Origin of the sequence: Lentzea sp. HUAS TT2 (assembly GCF_051853195.1) — a bacterium.
Lineage (GTDB): Bacteria > Actinomycetota > Actinomycetes > Mycobacteriales > Pseudonocardiaceae > Lentzea.
In genome coordinates this window covers 3696781-3714769 of record NZ_CP196667.1, presented here as the reverse complement: position 1 = coordinate 3714769, position 17989 = coordinate 3696781, and the positions used below count along the sequence as shown (strand labels likewise).

General features: G+C 69.6%; 18 protein-coding genes. 8 read left to right on the top strand and 10 right to left on the bottom strand.

Translation table 11 applies throughout. The features are described from left to right. Positions 1-253 precede the first annotated feature (253 nt). Together ACSHWB_RS18735 and typA are read right to left on the bottom strand one after the other, a co-directional pair. Positions 254-1915, bottom strand: a complete 1662-nt coding sequence (locus ACSHWB_RS18735) for an ABC transporter family substrate-binding protein (protein WP_439663294.1) — start codon at positions 1913-1915, stop codon at positions 254-256. A gap of 246 nt (positions 1916-2161) precedes the next feature. After that, positions 2162-4057 carry a translational GTPase TypA gene (gene typA, locus ACSHWB_RS18730; protein WP_439663293.1) on the bottom strand — a complete coding sequence of 632 codons (1896 nt, stop codon included), beginning with the start codon at positions 4055-4057 and terminating at the stop codon, positions 2162-2164. 165 nt (positions 4058-4222) lie between these two features. Here typA and ACSHWB_RS18725 point away from each other — a divergent pair, with 165 nt between their 5' ends. Then, entirely contained in the window at positions 4223-4378 is a 156-nt protein-coding gene (locus tag ACSHWB_RS18725) for a hypothetical protein (RefSeq protein ID WP_167974072.1), read from the top strand. A 386-nt stretch (positions 4379-4764) separates the two neighbouring features. Continuing rightward, positions 4765-5349: a S41 family peptidase gene (locus ACSHWB_RS18720; RefSeq protein WP_439663292.1), complete on the top strand. Its 585-nt coding sequence runs from the start codon at positions 4765-4767 to the stop codon at positions 5347-5349. 158 nt (positions 5350-5507) lie between these two features. Here ACSHWB_RS18720 and ACSHWB_RS18715 read toward each other — a convergent pair whose 3' ends face one another. Further along, positions 5508-5810, bottom strand: coding sequence for a YciI family protein (locus tag ACSHWB_RS18715; protein ID WP_439663291.1), 303 nt, complete (start codon positions 5808-5810; stop codon positions 5508-5510). Positions 5811-5993: 183 nt separating this feature from the next. Between ACSHWB_RS18715 and trpS the strand changes: the two genes are divergently transcribed. Then, complete coding sequence (gene trpS / locus ACSHWB_RS18710) at positions 5994-6917, top strand: tryptophan--tRNA ligase (RefSeq protein ID WP_439663290.1); 924 nt, start codon at positions 5994-5996, stop codon at positions 6915-6917. Here the strand turns inward: trpS and ACSHWB_RS18705 are convergent. The 3 genes from ACSHWB_RS18705 to ACSHWB_RS18695 are packed head-to-tail and all read right to left on the bottom strand — an operon-like array spanning position 6910 to position 9647. Beyond that, complete coding sequence (locus ACSHWB_RS18705; RefSeq protein WP_439663289.1) at positions 6910-7683, bottom strand: (deoxy)nucleoside triphosphate pyrophosphohydrolase; 774 nt, start codon at positions 7681-7683, stop codon at positions 6910-6912. The genes trpS and ACSHWB_RS18705 overlap by 8 nt on opposite strands. A 9-nt stretch (positions 7684-7692) precedes the next feature. Then, entirely contained in the window at positions 7693-8949 is a 1257-nt protein-coding gene (locus ACSHWB_RS18700; RefSeq protein ID WP_439663288.1) for a sensor histidine kinase, read from the bottom strand. Next, a complete protein-coding gene (locus tag ACSHWB_RS18695) occupies positions 8946-9647 on the bottom strand; it encodes a response regulator transcription factor (RefSeq protein ID WP_439663287.1) in 702 nt (233 codons plus the stop codon). The genes ACSHWB_RS18700 and ACSHWB_RS18695 overlap by 4 nt, the downstream gene beginning before the upstream one ends. 168 nt (positions 9648-9815) lie before the next feature. Here ACSHWB_RS18695 and ACSHWB_RS18690 point away from each other — a divergent pair, with 168 nt between their 5' ends. From ACSHWB_RS18690 to ACSHWB_RS18680, 3 genes are read left to right on the top strand one after another with little or no spacing between them, the layout of a single operon-like run. Further along, positions 9816-10889 (top strand): LolA family protein, encoded by a 1074-nt coding sequence (locus ACSHWB_RS18690; RefSeq protein ID WP_439663286.1) that lies wholly within the window; start codon positions 9816-9818, stop codon positions 10887-10889. Further along, positions 10886-11890 carry an ABC transporter ATP-binding protein gene (locus tag ACSHWB_RS18685; RefSeq protein ID WP_439663285.1) on the top strand — a complete coding sequence of 335 codons (1005 nt, stop codon included), beginning with the start codon at positions 10886-10888 and terminating at the stop codon, positions 11888-11890. The genes ACSHWB_RS18690 and ACSHWB_RS18685 overlap by 4 nt, the downstream gene beginning before the upstream one ends. Next, entirely contained in the window at positions 11887-12696 is an 810-nt protein-coding gene (locus ACSHWB_RS18680) for an ABC transporter permease (RefSeq protein WP_439663284.1), read from the top strand. The genes ACSHWB_RS18685 and ACSHWB_RS18680 overlap by 4 nt, the downstream gene beginning before the upstream one ends. On the opposite strand, the gene ACSHWB_RS18675 is transcribed toward ACSHWB_RS18680, so the two are convergent. Genes ACSHWB_RS18675 through ACSHWB_RS18660 form a run of 4 tightly spaced genes read right to left on the bottom strand, consistent with a single transcriptional unit; the run spans position 12693 to position 16992 of the window. Beyond that, positions 12693-13448 (bottom strand): SDR family oxidoreductase, encoded by a 756-nt coding sequence (locus ACSHWB_RS18675; protein WP_439663283.1) that lies wholly within the window; start codon positions 13446-13448, stop codon positions 12693-12695. The genes ACSHWB_RS18680 and ACSHWB_RS18675 overlap by 4 nt on opposite strands. Positions 13449-13460: 12 nt before the next feature. After that, complete coding sequence (locus ACSHWB_RS18670; protein ID WP_439663282.1) at positions 13461-14411, bottom strand: ABC transporter ATP-binding protein; 951 nt, start codon at positions 14409-14411, stop codon at positions 13461-13463. Continuing rightward, positions 14411-16030, bottom strand: a complete 1620-nt coding sequence (locus ACSHWB_RS18665) for an ABC transporter permease (protein ID WP_439663281.1) — start codon at positions 16028-16030, stop codon at positions 14411-14413. Before ACSHWB_RS18665 ends, ACSHWB_RS18670 begins: the two co-directional genes overlap by 1 nt. After that, positions 15994-16992, bottom strand: coding sequence for a thiamine ABC transporter substrate-binding protein (locus ACSHWB_RS18660; protein WP_439663280.1), 999 nt, complete (start codon positions 16990-16992; stop codon positions 15994-15996). Before ACSHWB_RS18660 ends, ACSHWB_RS18665 begins: the two co-directional genes overlap by 37 nt. 138 nt (positions 16993-17130) lie before the next feature. Between ACSHWB_RS18660 and ACSHWB_RS18655 the strand changes: the two genes are divergently transcribed. Next, positions 17131-17424 carry a 4a-hydroxytetrahydrobiopterin dehydratase gene (locus ACSHWB_RS18655; RefSeq protein ID WP_093602787.1) on the top strand — a complete coding sequence of 98 codons (294 nt, stop codon included), beginning with the start codon at positions 17131-17133 and terminating at the stop codon, positions 17422-17424. 91 nt (positions 17425-17515) lie between these two features. Further along, entirely contained in the window at positions 17516-17740 is a 225-nt protein-coding gene (locus ACSHWB_RS18650; protein WP_439663279.1) for a hypothetical protein, read from the top strand. Positions 17741-17989 lie beyond the last annotated feature (249 nt).

Here is a 17989-nt window from a genome sequence, read left to right as displayed (position 1 = left end):
CACGCCCATAACCGTGATGTGCCATACGCGCCCCGAACCGGCACATCGTGGGCAGCACGGTAAGAACCCGTTGAGGCGGCGGTCACTACCTGAGAGGGCGATCGTGACCCAATGGAAACAGGTTGTTGCAGGCCGCAATGGCCCGATTACCGGGCGCCAGCGTTCGTTGACCGGGCGGGTGAAATTCTGTCAACGAGAACGGCCGAACGTAGCAACGCGAAAACAGCTCGCGCAACGGGATTTCCACCCGCCGCTACTTGTCGCGGCGCCGCCATTCGGGCGCACCGCTGAGCACGCCCGCCAAGGGTGCCCCGGCGTCGACTCCCGAAACCGTGGGAAGCACACCGAGCAGATCGACCACCTGGAACAGGGGCACCGAGACGGCCTGGGCCCCGATCAACGGCTCGACCCTCGCGAGCACGTCGGCCACGAGCACCTTGCCGGTGAGGGCGGCGTCGATGTCGGACTGGATCGCCGGGTCGCAGAAGCCCGCGATGTTCTGGGGGCTCGGCGTGGCACCGTCCGGAGCCTCGCCGACACAGCCGAACTCGCTCGCGAGCGCGGCCGCCGCGTCACCGGCGTCGACCCGCGGCACGACGGCGATGTCGACGTCCTTCTCGGTCAGCTGCTTGCTGAAGAGGTCCTCGGCGGTCGGCGTGACGACCTCGGAGTCGATGCCCCGCTCCGCCAGCTGGGCCTTGATCCGGTTCGCGATGCCGACGTACGGCTCGGACTTCTCCGGCGCCGCGATCCTGAGCTTGAGCGCCTTGCCGGCCTTCTGCCACGAGGTGCCGGCCTTCGCGTACCCGGCCTCGGTCAGCAGCTGCTCGCCGGCGGCGACGTCGAGGGTGTTCGCGGTGATGGTCTTGACGTACCCGGCGCGGCTGGGCGGCACCACGTACGAGTCGGCCCGGAACGAGGCGCTGGGCCCGCTCTGCGTGCCGTACGCGATGAGCGCCTCGCGGTCCAGCGCGGCCACGATCGCCTTGCGCGTCTTGACGTCCTTGAGCTGCTCGCTCGCGGGCCGCAGCAGCACCTGCACGACCTCGTTGCGCGGCACGGGTTTCGTGGTGACGTCCTTGACCGCCTGGAGCAGGTTCACGTCCGCCGCGTCCGCGCGCAGCAGCGCCGCCTGGTTGTCGCCTTTGGACAGTGACTCGGCCATCGCGCTGTGCGTGGCCCTGCGGATCACGACCCGGTCCAGCGTCGTCGGCGTCTCCCAGTACCGGTCGCTGCGCTCCAGCACGACCTCGCCGCGCGGCTCGTCGAGGCTGCGCACCTGGAAAGGCCCCGCGGTGGCGGGGAAACCGGTGGAGAGCACGTTCGACCACGTGCCGGGCGCGTCCTTGAGCAGGTGCGCGGGCAACAGGTTCGAGAAGAGGCTCCGCCAGCCCGGGAACGGCTTGCCGAACGCGACCTCGACGACCTTGCCGCCCTCGCGCGCGGTGATGTTGTTGACGAGCCGGTAACCCGCCGGATCCACAACACCGGGTTCGGTCCGCATACGCTGCCAGAGGTAGTAGAAGTCCTCGGCGGCAATGGGGGCGCTGTCCGACCAGCTGGCGTCCTTGCGGATCGTGTAGGTGACCGTGAACGGTTCGGCCTTGGTGACCTTCGCGCTCACCATCAGGTTCCGGTCGAGCTGCGGCGCTCCGTCGTTGCCGGGACGGAACGGGCTGGGCAGCAACAGCGAGCTGAGCGCCGTCGTGATGGGACTCTGCGCGGCGAGGGCGTGCGGGTTGTAACCGCCGGCCACGTCGTCCACGCCCACCACGATCTCGGTGACCTTGGGCCCGGTGGTCGTGATGACAGGCGCCTCGGACTTCGGCACGAGGGGCGGAGGCGGCGCGTTCGTGCACGCCGCAGCTGTGCCGCACAGGACGGCAGCAGCAAGCACTCCCCCGAGTCGCCTCATGGTCCTCACATTGCCAGAAGGTTGGTGGTTGCGTTCGGGCAACCCGGCTTTTGTCACCCGCGCCACTAGAGGGACGTGCCGCGCGGTCGCGGGGTTGCTCGCCCGGTGGGTACTACGGCTCACCTGGTCGGGTGGTTCGACTCCTCGCAGCGGGTCTGCGGCACCCTCACGCCGCCCCTGACACGACGAAGGGCGGCCAGGCCATCGGCCCAGCCGCCCCCGTCAGGCGTTGCGTCAGAGCGTCGCTCAGCCGCGCGCCTTCAGCCTCGAACGCTCACGCCCGCGCAGGTTCGCGTCGAGCGTCACCTTGCGGACGCGGATGACCTCCGGCGCCACCTCCACGCACTCGTCGGAGGCGCAGAACTCCAGCGCCTCCTCCAGCGAGAGCTTGCGGGGACGGGCCAGGGTCTCCATCACGTCTGCCGTGGAGGAGCGCATGTTCGTGAGCTTCTTCTCGCGCGTGATGTTGACGTCGAGGTCCTCGGCGCGCGGGTTCTCGCCCACGACCATGCCCTCGTAGGCGTCGGCGCCCGGCTCCACGAAGAACGTGCCGCGGTCCGCCAGCTGGATCATCGCGTAGGCGGTGATGGAGCCGGTGCGGTCGGCGACCAGGGAACCGTTGTGACGCGTGCGGATCTCGCCCGCCCACGGCGCGTAACCCTCGGACACGGCGTTCGCGATGCCGGTGCCGCGGGTCTCGGTGAGGAACTCCGTGCGGAAGCCGATGAGGCCGCGCGACGGGACCACGTAGTCGAGCTTGATGCGGCCGGTGCCGTGACCCGACATGTTCTCCATGCGGCCCTTGCGGTTCGCCAGCAGCTGCGTGACGGCGCCGAGGTGCTCCTCGGGGCAGTCGACGGACAGGCGCTCGAACGGCTCGTGGATCTTGCCGTCGACCGTGTGCGTGACCACCTGCGGCTTGCCCACGGTGAGCTCGAAGCCCTCGCGGCGCATCTGCTCGACCAGGATGGCCAGCGCCAGCTCGCCACGGCCCTGCACCTCCCAGGTGTCAGGACGCTCGGTCGGCAGGACCTTCACCGACACGTTGCCGACGAGCTCGGCGTCGAGACGCGCCTTGAGCACGCGGGCGGTGAGCTTCGTGCCGCCGTTGCGCCCCGCCAGAGGCGAGGTGTTCACACCGACGGTCATCGAGATGGCCGGCTGGTCGACCGTGATCCGGGGCAGCGCCTCGGGGGTCTCGGCGTCGGCCAGCGTGTCGCCGATGGTGATGTCCGAGATGCCGGCGATGGCGACCAGGTCACCCGCGCGGGCGAACTCGGCGGGGACGCGGTCCAGCGCCTCGGCGATGAGGAGCTCGGTGATGCGGACCTTGACCGGCTCGCCGTCCTCACGGCACCAGGCGACGGTCTCGCCCTTGCGCATCGTGCCCCGGTGGATGCGGCACAGCGCGATACGACCGAGGAAGGTCGAGGCGTCGAGGTTCGTGACGAGCGCCTGCAGCGGCCCGTCGACGTCGACGTGGGGAGCGGGGATGTGGTCGAGCAGCACCTGGAACAGCGTGTCCAGGTTCTCCTCGTCCGGCTGGCCGCCGTCCTCCGGCTGGTTCAGCGACGCACGACCGGCGCGCGCCGAGGCGAAGACGACCGGCAGGTCCAGCACGGACTCGTCGGCACCCACCTCGGTCGCGAGGTCGAGCAGCAGGTCGTGGGCTTCCTCGACGACCTCGGAGATCCGGGCGTCGGGACGGTCGACCTTGTTGACCAGCAGGATCACCGGCAGACCGGCCGCGAGCGTCTTGCGCAGCACGAAGCGCGTCTGGGGCAGCGGGCCCTCGGACGCGTCGACCAGCAGGACGACACCGTCGACCATCGACAGCGCACGCTCGACCTCGCCGCCGAAGTCGGCGTGGCCGGGGGTGTCGACCACGTTGATGATCACGTCGCCGTCCGGCGTGTGCCTGCGCACAGCCGTGTTCTTGGCGAGGATCGTGATGCCCTTCTCACGCTCGAGCTCGCCCGAGTCCATGACCCGGTCGACGAGCTCGGCACGCGCGGAGAAGGCGCCGGACTGGCGCAACATCGCGTCGACCAGGGTGGTCTTACCGTGGTCGACGTGCGCGACGATCGCGACATTTCGCAGGTCAGTTCGCGTCTGCAAGACAGACGCGGTGGCCGTGGGCACGCGGAACTCCTAGAGCTTCGAAGGCGTTGGAGGGGCTCGCGCCAGACACGTCGATGCGCACAGCCGTTGCTGATACTACCGGCTGCGTCGCCATTACCACACAAGACTGCCAGTGAAGTGAGCCTCACCTACTCTAGCGACACGTGTCGGAGTGGAGAGCAACCTGTGGGTAAGAAGCTCAAGAAGAAGTGCTGCCGGTCCAAGCCCCAGTGCAAGCGCTGCCCGGTCCCCTTCCTGCTCAAGGAGCGGGACAAGGCCAGGAAGAAGGCGGCGAAGAAGGCGGAGAAGGCCGCCAAGAAGGCACTGAAGAAGGCGGCTTGAGGTCGCTCGGAGCCGGCGGGGTTCGGGCGTATGTCGACGCGGCGCTCGACCTGTTGGAGCTTCACTCGATCGAGAGTTCGGCGGCTGACTGGGCGGTTTTGCGTGCCGAAGCTCACGTTGTCGCCGCGGCGGTCGGTGGGCCCGAGGGGGCTTACGACGCTGTCCGTCACGTGATCGCTTCGCTTGGTAACCCTCACACGCATTTGATCACTGCTCGGCGGGCTGGGACGCCGGTTCTCGGTGGGGTTCCGGGTGGGCGACTGGTGGATGCGGCTGGCCGGGTGGTTGAGGTGACTGGTCGGTTGGGTGGAGCAACTGGTCGGTTGGCTGGGGTGACCGGGCGGTTGGGCGAGGCAACCGGACAGTTGGTTGGGGCAACCGGGTGGTTGGTTCTGCCTCAGACCCACTCCCGCCACGGCAGCACCTACGTCACCGCCGGACTGAAGGCCCTGCGAGCGCTGATCGCACACCGACCAACCGGTTGGGTGGTGGACCTGCGCGGCAACCACGGCGGCGACATGCACCCGATGCTCACGGTCGTGGCCCCGCTCCTCGGCAACGGAGAGAGGGGCAGGTTCATCGGCCCACACGGCGAGACGAGCTGGGGCATTAGGCGCGGCCACGTCTACAACGGCCGCAGGACGGCATTCCGCCACCGCCGTATCCCGGCCGCACTAAACCAGCCAGTAGCGGTCCTCGTCGACAAGGACACAGCAAGCTCGGGCGAAGCGGTGCTGATCTCATTCCTGGGCGCGCAGAACACCAGGACCTTCGGCCAGCCCACAGCCGGCTACGCCACGGCGAACCAGACGTTCGGCCTGCCCGACGGCGCCAAGCTCGCCATCACGACCGCACTCATGGCCGACCGCACCGGCCGGACGTACGGCAACACCCCGATCGCCCCGCAGACGCTCGTCGACAGCGACGACGCGCTGAGCGCGGCGATCGAGTGGCTGGCCACACAGACCTGACGCCGGACGAGACTCAGTGCCGGACGAGCCCTGAACACATGGCCGGATGTCCTGGTCGCCCCCGCTCGGGCCCGGTTCGTTGATGAGGTGCGCAGATCGGGCACGAGGCCAGGTCCGGCAGGAACAGCGGGTCACGGACAGAACCTCTGACCAGGTGATCAGTACTGCAGCACCGACTCGTTCAACTTCACCAACTCGGGCGCCGTCCGAGTGGCCTCGAACTCGCAGATCTCATACGTGACCAACTTCTGCACCGCCCAAGGATCCGTGGCGAGCAGCGCTTCGAGCTTGCCCCGCGGCATGGGCCGCGTGATGATCACGCCACCCGTCCTCGGCACCTGACGCCCCGAGGCGAGGAAGAGTCCTCGCTCGTACTGCTTCTCGACCCAGTTCCGGTGGTCGGGGAGGGCGTAGTCGATCTGTTCCAGTGGCGCGGCGTACTTCAGCAGCACGATGAACATCCTTCGACGGTAGCCCTATACTGGCCGTCGTGCGCACTCTGAACGCCTTCTGGTGGGCCGCCTTCAGGCGGCCGGAGTAGCTGCGCGCAGACACCACTGACGCGTACGACGGGCCGCCCCGAACGGGCGGCCTTTTTCGTGCGCTCGGCCTGGGCGGTCCTTCACAGAAACGGAAGGACCATCATGATCCGCCTCTCCGCCATCACCCCGTCCGGCCAGCCCACGCTGGGCAACTACCTGGGGGCGCTGCGCACGTGGGCCAGCGAGGGCACCGAAGAGGACGTGTACTTCATCAGCGACCTGCACGCGATGACGTCGTCGCACAATCCGCAACGGCTGCGATCGCTGACGCGGGAGCAGTTGGCCGTGCTCATCGCGTCCGGCATCGACCCGGCCAGCGTGTGCGTCCAGAGCGACCTGATCAGGGAGCTGGGGGCGTTGAACTGGGTGCTGGAGTGCACGTGCACTTACGGCGAGGCCGCGCGGATGATCCAGTTCAAGGAGAAGTCACTCGGACGCGAGTCGGTGCGGCTGAGTCTGCTCACCTATCCGGTGCTGATGGCCGCGGACATCCTGTTGCAGGGGACGGCGGAGGTGCCGGTCGGTGAGGACCAGCTCCAGCACGTCGAGCTGGCCCGTGCGCTCGCCCGGCGCTTCAACCACGCGTACGGCGACGCGTTCATCGTGCCGACCGCGGTGGTGCCGAAGGTGGGGGCGCGGATCAAGGACCTGTCGGATCCGGCTCGCAAGATGGACAAGTCGGCGCAGAACTCCGCCGGTGTCGTCTTCGTGCTCGACGAGCCGGACCTGGTGCGGCGCAAGGTCCGCAGGGCCGTCTCGTCGACGGAGGGCATCGCGAACCTGACCGAGATCCTCGCCTCCTGCACGGGGAAGGAGCCCGAGGACTACACGAGCAGGTTCGCCGACCTCAAGAACGTCGTGGCGGAAGCGGTGGTCGAGGAGCTTCGTCCGGTGCGCGAGCGCACGCTGGCGTTGCTCGCCGACCCCGCCGAGCTGGACAGGATTCGGGAGGCCGGTGCCGAACGGGCCCGCGAGCGCGCCCAGCACCGGCTGAACGCGGCCCTGCGCCTGTCCGGGCTCAGTTGAGGAGCGACTGAAGGGCCGGCACCAGCACGCGGTCGGCCGGTAGCCAGTCAAGGCCGGGCAGCTCGTCGGTGGTGAGCCATCGGACGGCGTTGTGCTCCAACGCCTCCGGTTCACCATCGGCGAGCTCGGCCGCGAAGATCCGCAGCACCAGGTCCTTCTTCAACGGCACGTCCGGGCCGACCTGCTCGCCGACGACGACCGTCGCGCCGAGCTCCTCCACGCACTCGCGCACCAGCGCGTCCGCGGGCTTCTCGCCGGGCTCGACCCGGCCGCCGGGCAGTTCCCACTGTCCCGCATGGCTTTCCGGGAACGACCGCTGCTGCGCCAGCAACCGTCCATCCCGGACGATCGCGGCACCCACGACGACTCGGGCCGCCCGCAGCTCCTCGCACCGCCGCGCGAGCAACGCCGAACGCTTCTCCAGCACCCGCAACGCCATCCCGCGGCCGACCGTGACGTCCGCGAACCGCCCGACGACGCCGCGCACGGAGGTCCAGCCGACCCGGTCGATCACCATCGTCCCGGCGCCGGTGGCCACGAGATCCGTGTGCAGCTCGAGAAAGTCGCCGGCGGCGGACACACCGGACAGATCAGCACGGGTGACGGAGAGCCGGACCCCGAACGGCCCGGTGAGCACATCTCCCAGGCACAGCAGGGAACCCGGGACCCTCACCCCGAACCCCGTGATCAGCGACGTGTCCAACAGGGCACCCGCGACGACGGGGACAGGCGCGTCGACCAGTGCCGACGCTCGCAACTCTGGCACCAGAGCTTGCTACCAGGACGGCCAGCGGATCTCCAAACGCGCACCCCCGGCGGGGGACTCGGCGGCGCGCACCGTCCCGCCGCGACGGCGCACGAGGTGCGACACCAGCGCGAGGCCCAGCCCGAACCCGCCGGACCGGCGCCCGCGGTCCTCCTCCACCCGGTAGAACCGGTCGAACACCTTCGTCCGGTGCTCGGCAGGAATGCCGTGCCCGTCGTCGTCCACCAGCAGCCGCACGTCCCGCCCGACCGGCACCAGCGTCAGCGTGATCGTCGAGTACGCGTACCGGGCGGCGTTGCGCAGCAGGTTGTCCAGCACCAGCTCGACCTCGGACCGCGTGGCCGTCACCAGGCAGGCCGACGGCGGCGCGGTGAGCCGCACCAGCAGCTCCGTGTCCAGCCGCGAGATCGCCGCCTCCGCTTCCAGCACCAGGTCCACCGCCTCGGCACGGGGTGGCGCCGCCGTGTCCGCGCGCGCCAGGATCAGCAGGGACTCCACGAGCGCGCTGAGCCGGATCGACTCCTCGACCACGGACTCCAGCACCTCGATCGAGAAGTCCGGATCCGGATGCGCCACCGCGACCTCGGCCTGCGCCCGCACGGAGGCGACCGGTGAACGAAGCTCGTGCGCCGCGTCCCCCGTGAACCGCCGCAGCCGGTCCGAGGCCTCGTCCCGCCGTGCCAGCAACGCGTTCAACGCCTCGGCCAGCGCCTGCAGCTCGTCGCGCGAAGGCGGCACCGGCAACCGTTCGCCGTGCGGCAACTCCCCTGCCGCGACGCGCATCCGTTCGACCGGCCGCAACGACGACCGCACGGACAGCCAGGTCGCGATCCCCACCAGCCCGGCCACCAGCACCGCCGCGACGGCCAGCCAGCGCGTGCCGAGCGTGTTGGCCTTCCCGTACCCCAGCAACGTGCTCGCGTAGACCTCCAGCCGGGGCGTGCCGTCGCCGGAGAACACGACCTGCCCGCGGAACCGCAGCGCCGACTCGCCCTCCAGCCGCAGCACGGGCTCCCCCGACTTCAACGCCCGGATGTCCTGCGCCGTCAACGGGAGCGGCGGCTTGCCGTCCACCGGCACCCCTGCCACGTCGAGCAGCCGCGGCGGCGACTTCTGCAGCTCCTGGTCCACAGCGGTGATCTGGATCAGCCCGATCAACGCCGGCGCCAGCCCGGTGAAGGCCAGCAGGCAGAGCAACGCGACCCCGGTGGCCACGACGGTGATGCGGAAGCGCAGCGTGCGCCGCAGCCACCAGCCAGGAGTCACTTGTTCCCCAGCGCGTTGTCGAGGTCCGGCGTGGACGCGATGTACCCGTGCCCGCGGATCGTCCGCACGACCTCACCGGCCCCCACGGCGTCCAGCTTGCGCCTGAGGTACCCCACGTAGACCTCGACCGCGTTGCGGGTGGCCGCCTGCTCGTCTCCCCAGACGGTCCGCAGCAACTCGTCCTTGGTCACCACGGACCCGGCGCGGGAGGCCAGCACGTCGAGCACCGCGTACTCGCGCGGCGACAGCGACACGTCCTGCCCGCCCCAGCTGACCTCGCGCAGCCCGCGGTCGATGACCAGGTGCCCCAGCGTCAGCCTCCGGCGAGCCCCGCCTCCCCGCCGCAGCAACGCCCTGACCTGCGCCACCAGCACGACGAAGCTGAACGGCTTGACCAGGTACCCGTCGGCGCCGAGGTCCAGCCCGTCGGCCTGGTCGACCTCCCCGTCCTTCGCCGACACCATCAGCACGGGCGTGCGCACCCCTTCGGCCCGCATGCGTTGCAGCACGCGGTACCCCGACAGCCCGGGCAGCATGATGTCGAGCAGCACCACGTCGAAGGCCCCGGTCAGCGCGACCCGCAGCGCCGTGGGCCCGTCGGAGGCCGTGACGACCTCCATGCCCTCCGCCGACAGGCCGCGCTCCAGCGCCCGGCGCACGCCGACTTCGTCGTCCACGACCAGCACTCGAGGCTTCACGGGTCACAGCATGCCGCGCGCGGCTCTCAGCTGCCCGCAAGATCTCAGCCGACTCTCAGAAAGCAGCGTGAGGCAGGCACAAAACCGCAGGTGAGAGTAGTCTCAGCACCATCTCAGCAACCCACCACCAAGCTGTGGGCACAAGCCCTTGGAGGAGGGGAACCACTGATGAACAAGCGAAAGGTGACCCTGGCCGCTGCGGCGGCCGGTGTGATCACCGGTGTGGCAGGCCTGAGCCTGCTCGCCATGCCAGCAGGTGCGGGCCAGCCGCCATCACTGCCGGACGTCTCCCCGGAGACGCTCGTCGAGCAGGTCCTGACGAGCAAGCCGGGCGCGTTCGGCGGGACCGTGGAGGTCGACAACAAGCTCGGTCTCCCGTCGCTCGCCGAGATCCCGCAGCTCGCCGACGGCAAGCACAGCGCGCGGATCTGGACGGACGGCAACGGCAAGTTCCGCGCCGCGCTGCCGAACGGTCAGTCCGAGCAGACCATCGTCGACGACGGCACCACGACCTGGTCGTGGAACTCGGCGGACAACGAGGTCGTCAAGTCCGAGCACAAGGCCGACCAGCCGAAGGCGGGCAACGAGAAGGCGCAGTCCGTCGACCCGGCCACCGCGGCCAAGCAGGTCGTCGGCATGACCAAGGAGTTCAGCGACATCACCGTCGACGGCACCGCGCGAGTCGCGAACCGTGCCGCCTACGAGCTCGTGCTGACCCCCAAGGCCAGCGAGAAGACCCTGATCCGCGAGGTGCGGATCGCGGTCGACGCCGAGCTCAAGATGCCGCTGCGCGTCGCCGTGCTGACCAACGGCTCGAGCGAGCCCGCGGGCACCGTCGGCTTCAGCGAGATCAACGTCGGCACGCAGGACCCGAAGCTCTTCGAGTTCACGCCGCCGGCGCAGGCCAAGGTCACGACGCCCGAGGCCAAGGAGAACAAGGAGCGCGGCCGCGGGCCGGAGCTCGGCCTCGAGCAGGCGCTGCAGGGCAAGGACCCGCAGATCTTCGGCACGGGCTGGGACACGGTCGTCGGCGCGCGCATTCCGGCCGAGGCCATGACCCAGGTTCCCGCCGAGGCGCAGGGCCTGGTCGACAAGTTCACCAAGAAGGTGAGCGGCAACTGGGGTAGTGGTCAGATCTTCAACACCAAGGTCGCCACGATCCTGATCGCGGACGACGGCCGCGTGGTCGCGGGCGCCGTTCCGGAGCAGGTCCTGTTCGACACGATCGGACAGGTGAAGTGACCACCTCGACCAGCGCGCCGGTGACAGCGCCGGCGAAACACGCTGTCGCCGCGCGGACCAAGGGTCTGCGCAAGGAGTACGGGAGCACGGTCGCCGTGGACCGCGTCGACCTGGAGCTGCCGGAAGGTGCCGTGCTCGGCATGCTCGGGCCCAACGGGTCCGGCAAGACGACCACGATCCGGATGCTGCTCGGGTTGGTCCGTCCCACGCAGGGGGAGATCGAGCTGCTCGGCAGGCCGCTTCCGGAGGGGGCCGAGCACGCGCTGCCGCACGTGGGCGCGCTGGTCGAGGGTCCGGGGTTCCACCCGTTCCTGAGCGGACGGGAGAACCTCGTCAGGTGTGCCGCGTTCGAGCCTCTGCTGCCGCGCAAGGAGATCAAGCAGGCGGTCGAGGACGCCATCGAACGCGTCGGGCTCGCCCAGGCGGCCCACCGCAGGTACCGGGGTTACTCGCTCGGCATGAAGCAACGTCTCGGCCTGGCCGCGGCGTTGCTCGTGCCGCGCAAGCTCGTCGTGCTCGACGAGCCGACCAACGGCCTCGACCCGGCCGGCACGCGCGAGATCCGCAAGATCATCGCGGAGCTGCACGCGTCCGGCAGCACCGTGATGGTGTCGAGCCACCTGCTCAGCGAGGTCGAGGCGACCTGCACGCACGTCGCCGTGCTGCACCGCGGAACCGTGGTGGCGCAAGGAGAGCTGACCGAACTGCTGCAGGCGGGCGGTTCGGCGCTCCAGGTGATCACACCGGACGTCGAGACGGCGCTGGGCGCGTTGCGGCAGGCCAAGATCTCCGCCAGGCCGCTCGGTGACGGCCTGCGGGTCGAGCTCGCGGGGACGAGCGCGCCGCAGGTGATCGAGACCCTGGTGCAGGGAGGCGCCCGCGTCTTCGAGGCGACGCGCTGGAAGACCGGCCTCGAGGAGCTGTTCGCACGGCTCACCGAGGCCGAGGAGGCCGAACGCGGAATGTCCGCTGTGGACACTCTGGACGGGGGACGGCGATGATCGCGCGGCAGTTCGGTTCCGAGGTGCGCTGGATGCTGCGCAGGCCGCGGACGCTCATCGGGCTGTTCGGGCTGATCCTGGTGCCGATCATCATCAGCTTCGGCATCTGGACGGCGGGCTCCGACGAGGGTGGTGGCGGGCCTCCCGGTCTCGGCGCGATCCTGCAGGGCAACGGCATGGTCGTGCCGATCTTCACGTTGTTCCTGTCGCTCAACCTGTTGCTGCCGCTGGTGGCGTCGATCTGGGCGGCGGACGGGCTCGCGGGCGAGGCCCAGCACGGCACGTTGCGCGGCCTGCTGGTCGCGCCGGTGTCCCGCGTGCGGCTGCTGTTCGTGAAGCTCTTCGGCCTCACCGCGATGTCGTTGTTCGCCGTCACGTTGATGGCCGTCGTCGGCATCATCTCGGGCACGGCGTTCCTCGGCACCGACGGCATGATGACGTTGTCCGGCACCACTCTCTCGACCGCAGAGGGCCTGGTGCGGATCGGGCTGTTCATCCTGCTGGTGACGTTCCAGATGGTGGCGATCGGCGCGGTCGCGCTGGCCGTCTCCGCGACCACCGAGCACCCGCTCGTGGTGCAGGCGGCGACGATGGTGTCGATCATCGTGTTCCAGGTGCTGGGGCAGTTCTCGTCACTGGACTGGCTGCACCCGTTCCTGATCACGACCGGGTTTCCCGGGCTGATCGACGTGATGCGCGACCCGATCCCGTGGGGGCAGATCGGCGACAGCACGCTGCTCGCCGCCTGCTACCTGCTGATCGGCACCGGGCTCGCGGCGATCCGGCTGATCACGAAGGACAGCTAGCGCCGAAAACCGCCTTCGCTGTTGATCACCTGTCCGGTGATCCACGCGGCGTCGTCGGTACACAGCCAGGAGATCAGCCGGGCGGCGTCGTCCGGCTGACCCCAGCGCTTCGCGGGCATCCGCTCGTTCACGAACTCGGTGAGCTCCGGCCCGGCCCAGCCGGTGTCGGTCGGGCCGGGGTTCACCGCGTTGACGGTGATGCCCCGGTCCGCCAGCTCGTGCGAGAGCGTCGCGACGATCGCCGCCAGCGCCCCCTTCGACGCCGCGTAGGCGATCTCGCCGGGCATCGGGCCGAGGTTCTGCCCGGACGTCAGGAACACGATCCGCCCGCCGTCGGTCCTGGCCCACTGGCGGGCAAACGCTTGCGCCAGCAGGATCGAAGAGCGCGTGTTGACCGCGTAGTGCTCGTCGAGCATCGCGGCGTCCAGTGAGCCCAGCGGGCCGTCGCCGCCGGATCGCGCGTGGTTGCACACCAGCACGTCGACACGTCCGCAGGCCTCGACGGCCGCGGCCATCAGCTCGTCTGGAGCCTCTGGCCGGGCCAGGTCCACGCCCAGCCCCTGAGCGCCGACGTCCGCCAGCACCTCGTCCACGGCGTCCGCGCCCCACGGCTGGGCCGCGTCGTGCGCGACGTGATGTTGCACGAACAGGTCGAAGCCCAGCCCGCGCAGCCGTGACGCGATCGCGTAGCCGATGCCCTGCCGCCTGCTCACGCCCGTGACGAGCGCGACGCGTCCCCCATGAAGTCCCATAGGGCTCAATGACTACCCGACGCGCGCGACGCCGTCCAAGTCAATTGCGAGCCGCACGCGGTCACCGACGGACACCGGTCCGACGGCCTCGTACTCCTCGCCGCCGATCTCCACGAGCAGCCGCACGTGGTCGCGCCGGTGCACCCGCTCCAGCACCGTGCCCTCGAGCAGGCCGTCGGAGTCGACCCGGAGCGCCGTGGCGCGCAGCCCGACCCGCTCGGCGTCGAGCCCGACGAACGACCCCGGCACGAACTTGTTGCAGCCCAGGAACTTCGCGGTCTCCACGTCGACCGGCGACGACCACACCTCGGCCGGCGGCCCGACCTGGACGATCCGGCCGCGCGACATGATCGCCACCCGGTCGGCCAGCGTGAACGCCTCGTCGTGGTCGTGCGTCACGACGAGAGCCGTCGTCGCGGCCTCCCGCAGCAACCGCGCCAGGTCGACCGCGAGCTGCTCGCGCAACGCCCGGTCCAGCGCCGACAACGGTTCGTCCAGCAGCAGCAACCGGGGCGACGGCGCCAAAGCCCGTGCCAGCGCGACCCGTTGCTGCTCGCCGCCGGACAGCTGCGTCACGCGGCGATCGGCATACCCTTCGAGCCCGACGAGTTCCAGCAGCGACAGCACGCGCTTGTCCCGCGCCTCCCGCTCGACCTTCTTCATCCGCAGGCCGAACGCCACGTTCCCAGCGACCGTCCGGTGCGGGAAAAGTTGCCCGTCCTGGAAGACCAGCCCGAACTCCCGGCGGTGCACCGGCACGCCGGCCAGATCGGCGGAGTCCCACCGGACCGCGCCGTCAGAAGGCTTCTCCAGCCCCGCGACCGTGCGCAGCAACGTCGACTTCCCGCAGCCCGACGGCCCGAGCAACGCCACGACCTCGCCGTCCGCCACCGACAGCGACACGTCCGACACCGCGGCCGTCTGTCCATAACGGACGGTGATCGAGTCCAGTTCCAGCGCCATCAGAACTCCCCGCTGCTCGGCACGCGCAACCGTTCGATCAACAGCACGCACCCGACCGTCACGACCATCAGCAACGCGCACGCCGCGTAGGCCATCTGGCTGTTCAACTCCCCCGGCCGCGACATCAGCCGCGCGATCACCACCGGCAACGTCGGCGCGTCCGGGCGGGCCAGGAAGCTCGTCGCCCCGAACTCCCCCAGCGCCACCACGTACCCGAACCCGGCCGCCGCCGCCAAGGACCGTCCAGCCAGCGGCAGGTCCACCTCACGCCACACCCGGAAAGGCGAGGCGCCCAGCGTCGCCGCAGCCTGCCGCAGCCGTTCGTCCACCGCCCGCAACACCGGCAGCACCATCCGCACGATCAACGGCGTCACCACCAGCGCCTGCGCCAGCGGCACGAGCAACGGCGAGGTGCGGAAGTCGCCCGGCAACGCGTCCATCGTGATCAGGTACCCGAAACCGACGGTCACCGCGGACACCCCGAGCGGCAGCATCAGCGCGGTGTCGAGCACCTCCGCGAAACGAGCCCCTGACCGCCGCAGCCCGACCAGCACCACCGCCGAGAACACCCCGACCACCAGCGCCACCAGCGTCGCGTCGAAGGCGGTCCGCAGCGAGTTCACGGCAGCGTCGATCCCGGTCACCGCCAGCGTGCCCCGCTCACCACGGGTGTTCAGGGCCACGTACCCGGCGAAGCTCCAGCCGTCCCGAGTGGACAGTGACCGCGTCACCAGCCCGACCACGGGCGTCAGCAACGCCACCACGACGCCGAAGGCGGCGGCCACGACGTACCACTCGCCCCCGGTCGGCCGCCGCGCCAGCTCTTCCCTGCCCCGCAACGCCAACGCTGTCTCCCGCCGGCGCCGAGCCAAAGCGCCCAGCACCAGCACCGCGAGCACGGCTAGGAACTGCAACAACGACAACGCCGCCGCCCCGGACAGGTCGAACAGCTCGACCGTCCGCAGGTAGATCTCGGTCTCCAGCGTCCGGTACCGCGACCCGCCCAGCACCAGCACGACACCGAAACTCGTGGCGCAGAACAGGAACACGACCGCGGCCGCCGACCCGATCGCGGGAGCCAACGCCGGCAGCACCACCGACACGAACGCCCGCGGACGGGAAGCACCCAGAGCCCGTGCCGCGTCCTCGGCGCGTCGATCCGTGTGCGCCCACAACCCGCCAACGGTCCTCGCGACCACGGCGACGTTGAAGAACGCGTTCGCCAGCACGATCGGCAACACCCCGCCGTCCGGCCAGAACGTCCGGAAAGCCAGGCCCACCACCACGGTCGGCAGCACGAACGGCACCATCACGGCGGCCCTGATCACCCCGAGCCCGCGAATCCGGCAGCGTGCCAGCACGAACGCGAGCGGCATGCCGGCGACGACTGCCACGACCGTCGACGCCAGCGCCTGCCCGAGGGTGAAGCCGACGAGCTCCCAGGTGTCGGCCGCGAGGACCGCGTCGAGCACGCCGCCCTCGCGCAGACCGAGGTTGACGATCGCCAGCACCGGCCACGCGAAGAACAGGGCCAGGAAGGCCAGCGGCAGCAGTGCGGCCGCCGACCACCCCGTGCGCGAGCTCAGCCCTGCACGAGCTTGCGCCACTGCTCGACCCATGCCTCGCGGTTGTCCTTCACCTTGTCCGCGGGAAGCGACTGCGGCGAAGACGGCAGCGGAGCGTCCTTGGCCCACGACTCGGGCAGGGCGACACCCTCACGCGACGGGTAGACGTACATCTGCTCGGCCACCTGGGCCTGGAACTTCTCGCCCAGCAGGAAGTCGAGGACCTTCTGCGCGTCGGCGGGGTTCTTGGCGCCGGACAACACACCCGCGTACTCGACCTGGCGGTAGCAGGTGTCCAGCACGGCCTTGGTCTTGCCGCCCTCGGCCGACGGCGACGACGCGTACGACACGACGATCGGCCGGTCGCCCTTGGTGGCGGAGAACTCCTGGTTGTAGGCCTCTTCCCAGCCGCTCACGACCTTGACGCCGTTGGCCCTGAGCTTGGTCCAGTAGTCCTGCCAGCCGTTCTCGCCGTACTTCGCGATCGTGCCGAGCAGGAACGCGAGACCGGGCGAGGACGTGGCCGGGTTCTCCACGACCAGCTTGTCCTTGAACCTCGGGTCGATCAGGTCGTCGTACGACTTCGGCTCGACACCACCCAGCTTGGCCGGGTCGATGTTCAGGCACACGTCACCGACGTCGACGGCCTGCAGGCGGTTCGAGTCGTCCGCCTTGTACCGCTGAGCGCCCTTCGAGGCCTCCGCCGAGGCGTACTCGGCGAACACGCCCTCACTCAGCGCCCGCGAGGCGAACGTCGAGTCGACGCCGAACGCGACGTCGCCGATCGGGTTCGCCTTCGTGAGCACCAGCTTGTTCGTCAGCTCGCCCGCGTCACCGCTCGCGAGCTGCTTCACGGTGATTCCCGAGGACTTCTGGAACTCCTCCAGCACCTCGGGCTTCACCGCGAACGAGTCGTGGGTCACCAAGGTGACCTCGTGCGACTGCGGCGCGGTCGAAGTACCGGCCGAACAACCGGTCAGCACCAGAGCAGCGAAAACAGCGAAAATCCTTCTCACGTCAGATCTCTCCCTACGCCGGTATGACCCGGATCAGGTGGACGGTCGAGGGCTTGCGAGCCCTCCTCTCAGCCCGGCGCTTCACCGGACTCCCGTGGCAAACGCGCAGCTTACGTGACGTGGTGGGACGATCAGGACATGGCCGAGCTGTTGAGCGACGATCAGTTGAACGACGTGCTGCCCAAGCTGCCCGACTGGAGTGCCCAGGACGCGGCGCTGGTCCGGACCGTGGAGCTGGCGAGCTTCTCCCACGCGATCATGGTCGTGAACCGGATCGCGGAGATCGCCGAGAACGACAACCACCACCCGGACATCGACATCCGCTACAAGACGCTGACATTTCGCCTGAGCACCCACTACAAGGGAGGAATCACCGCGCTCGACGTGTCCCTCGCCGAGGAGATCGACGGGGTCCTGGACGCGATGAGCTGATTCGGTCAAGATGTGCGCTGCCGCCGCCCGCGGAAACGAGAGGGAACACCCTCATGCGGTTGCTGCGCACAAATCGAACACAGCACTTTTCGTGGTCGTTCTGACCGGGACGCTTGCCGGGGTTCCGGCCGCGGCCCAGGCCGTGCCGTGCGCCGTGACGGACACGATGATCAAGGCCGGCGCGACGCGGGTCACCAAGGGCCCCGACCTGGCGGCGAACAACTGGTCCAACGCGAGCTTCCACGTCGGCAACCTCGCCCAGCCGTTGCGCGACAACCTGCGCGCCCGGGTGAAGGACGGGAAGACGCACTACTGAGCACCTGGCCAGAGGTCTTGTCCGAAACCTCGTGTCCTGGTTGGTGCCGAGGCGTCTGCAAGTACCACCAACTCTTGATCAAATCGCCGTCAACCACACCCAACCTGTTCGCCGCCTGACGAACAGGCGCCGTCCCTTTCCGGCCCCCAAGCCTGTTGGTAGTAGGAAAGTGCCTGTTGATGTTGAGTTGGTGGTACTTGCAGACGCCAGAAGAGCCAGGGCGGGGCCGCTCGGGCGAGTAACGGACAC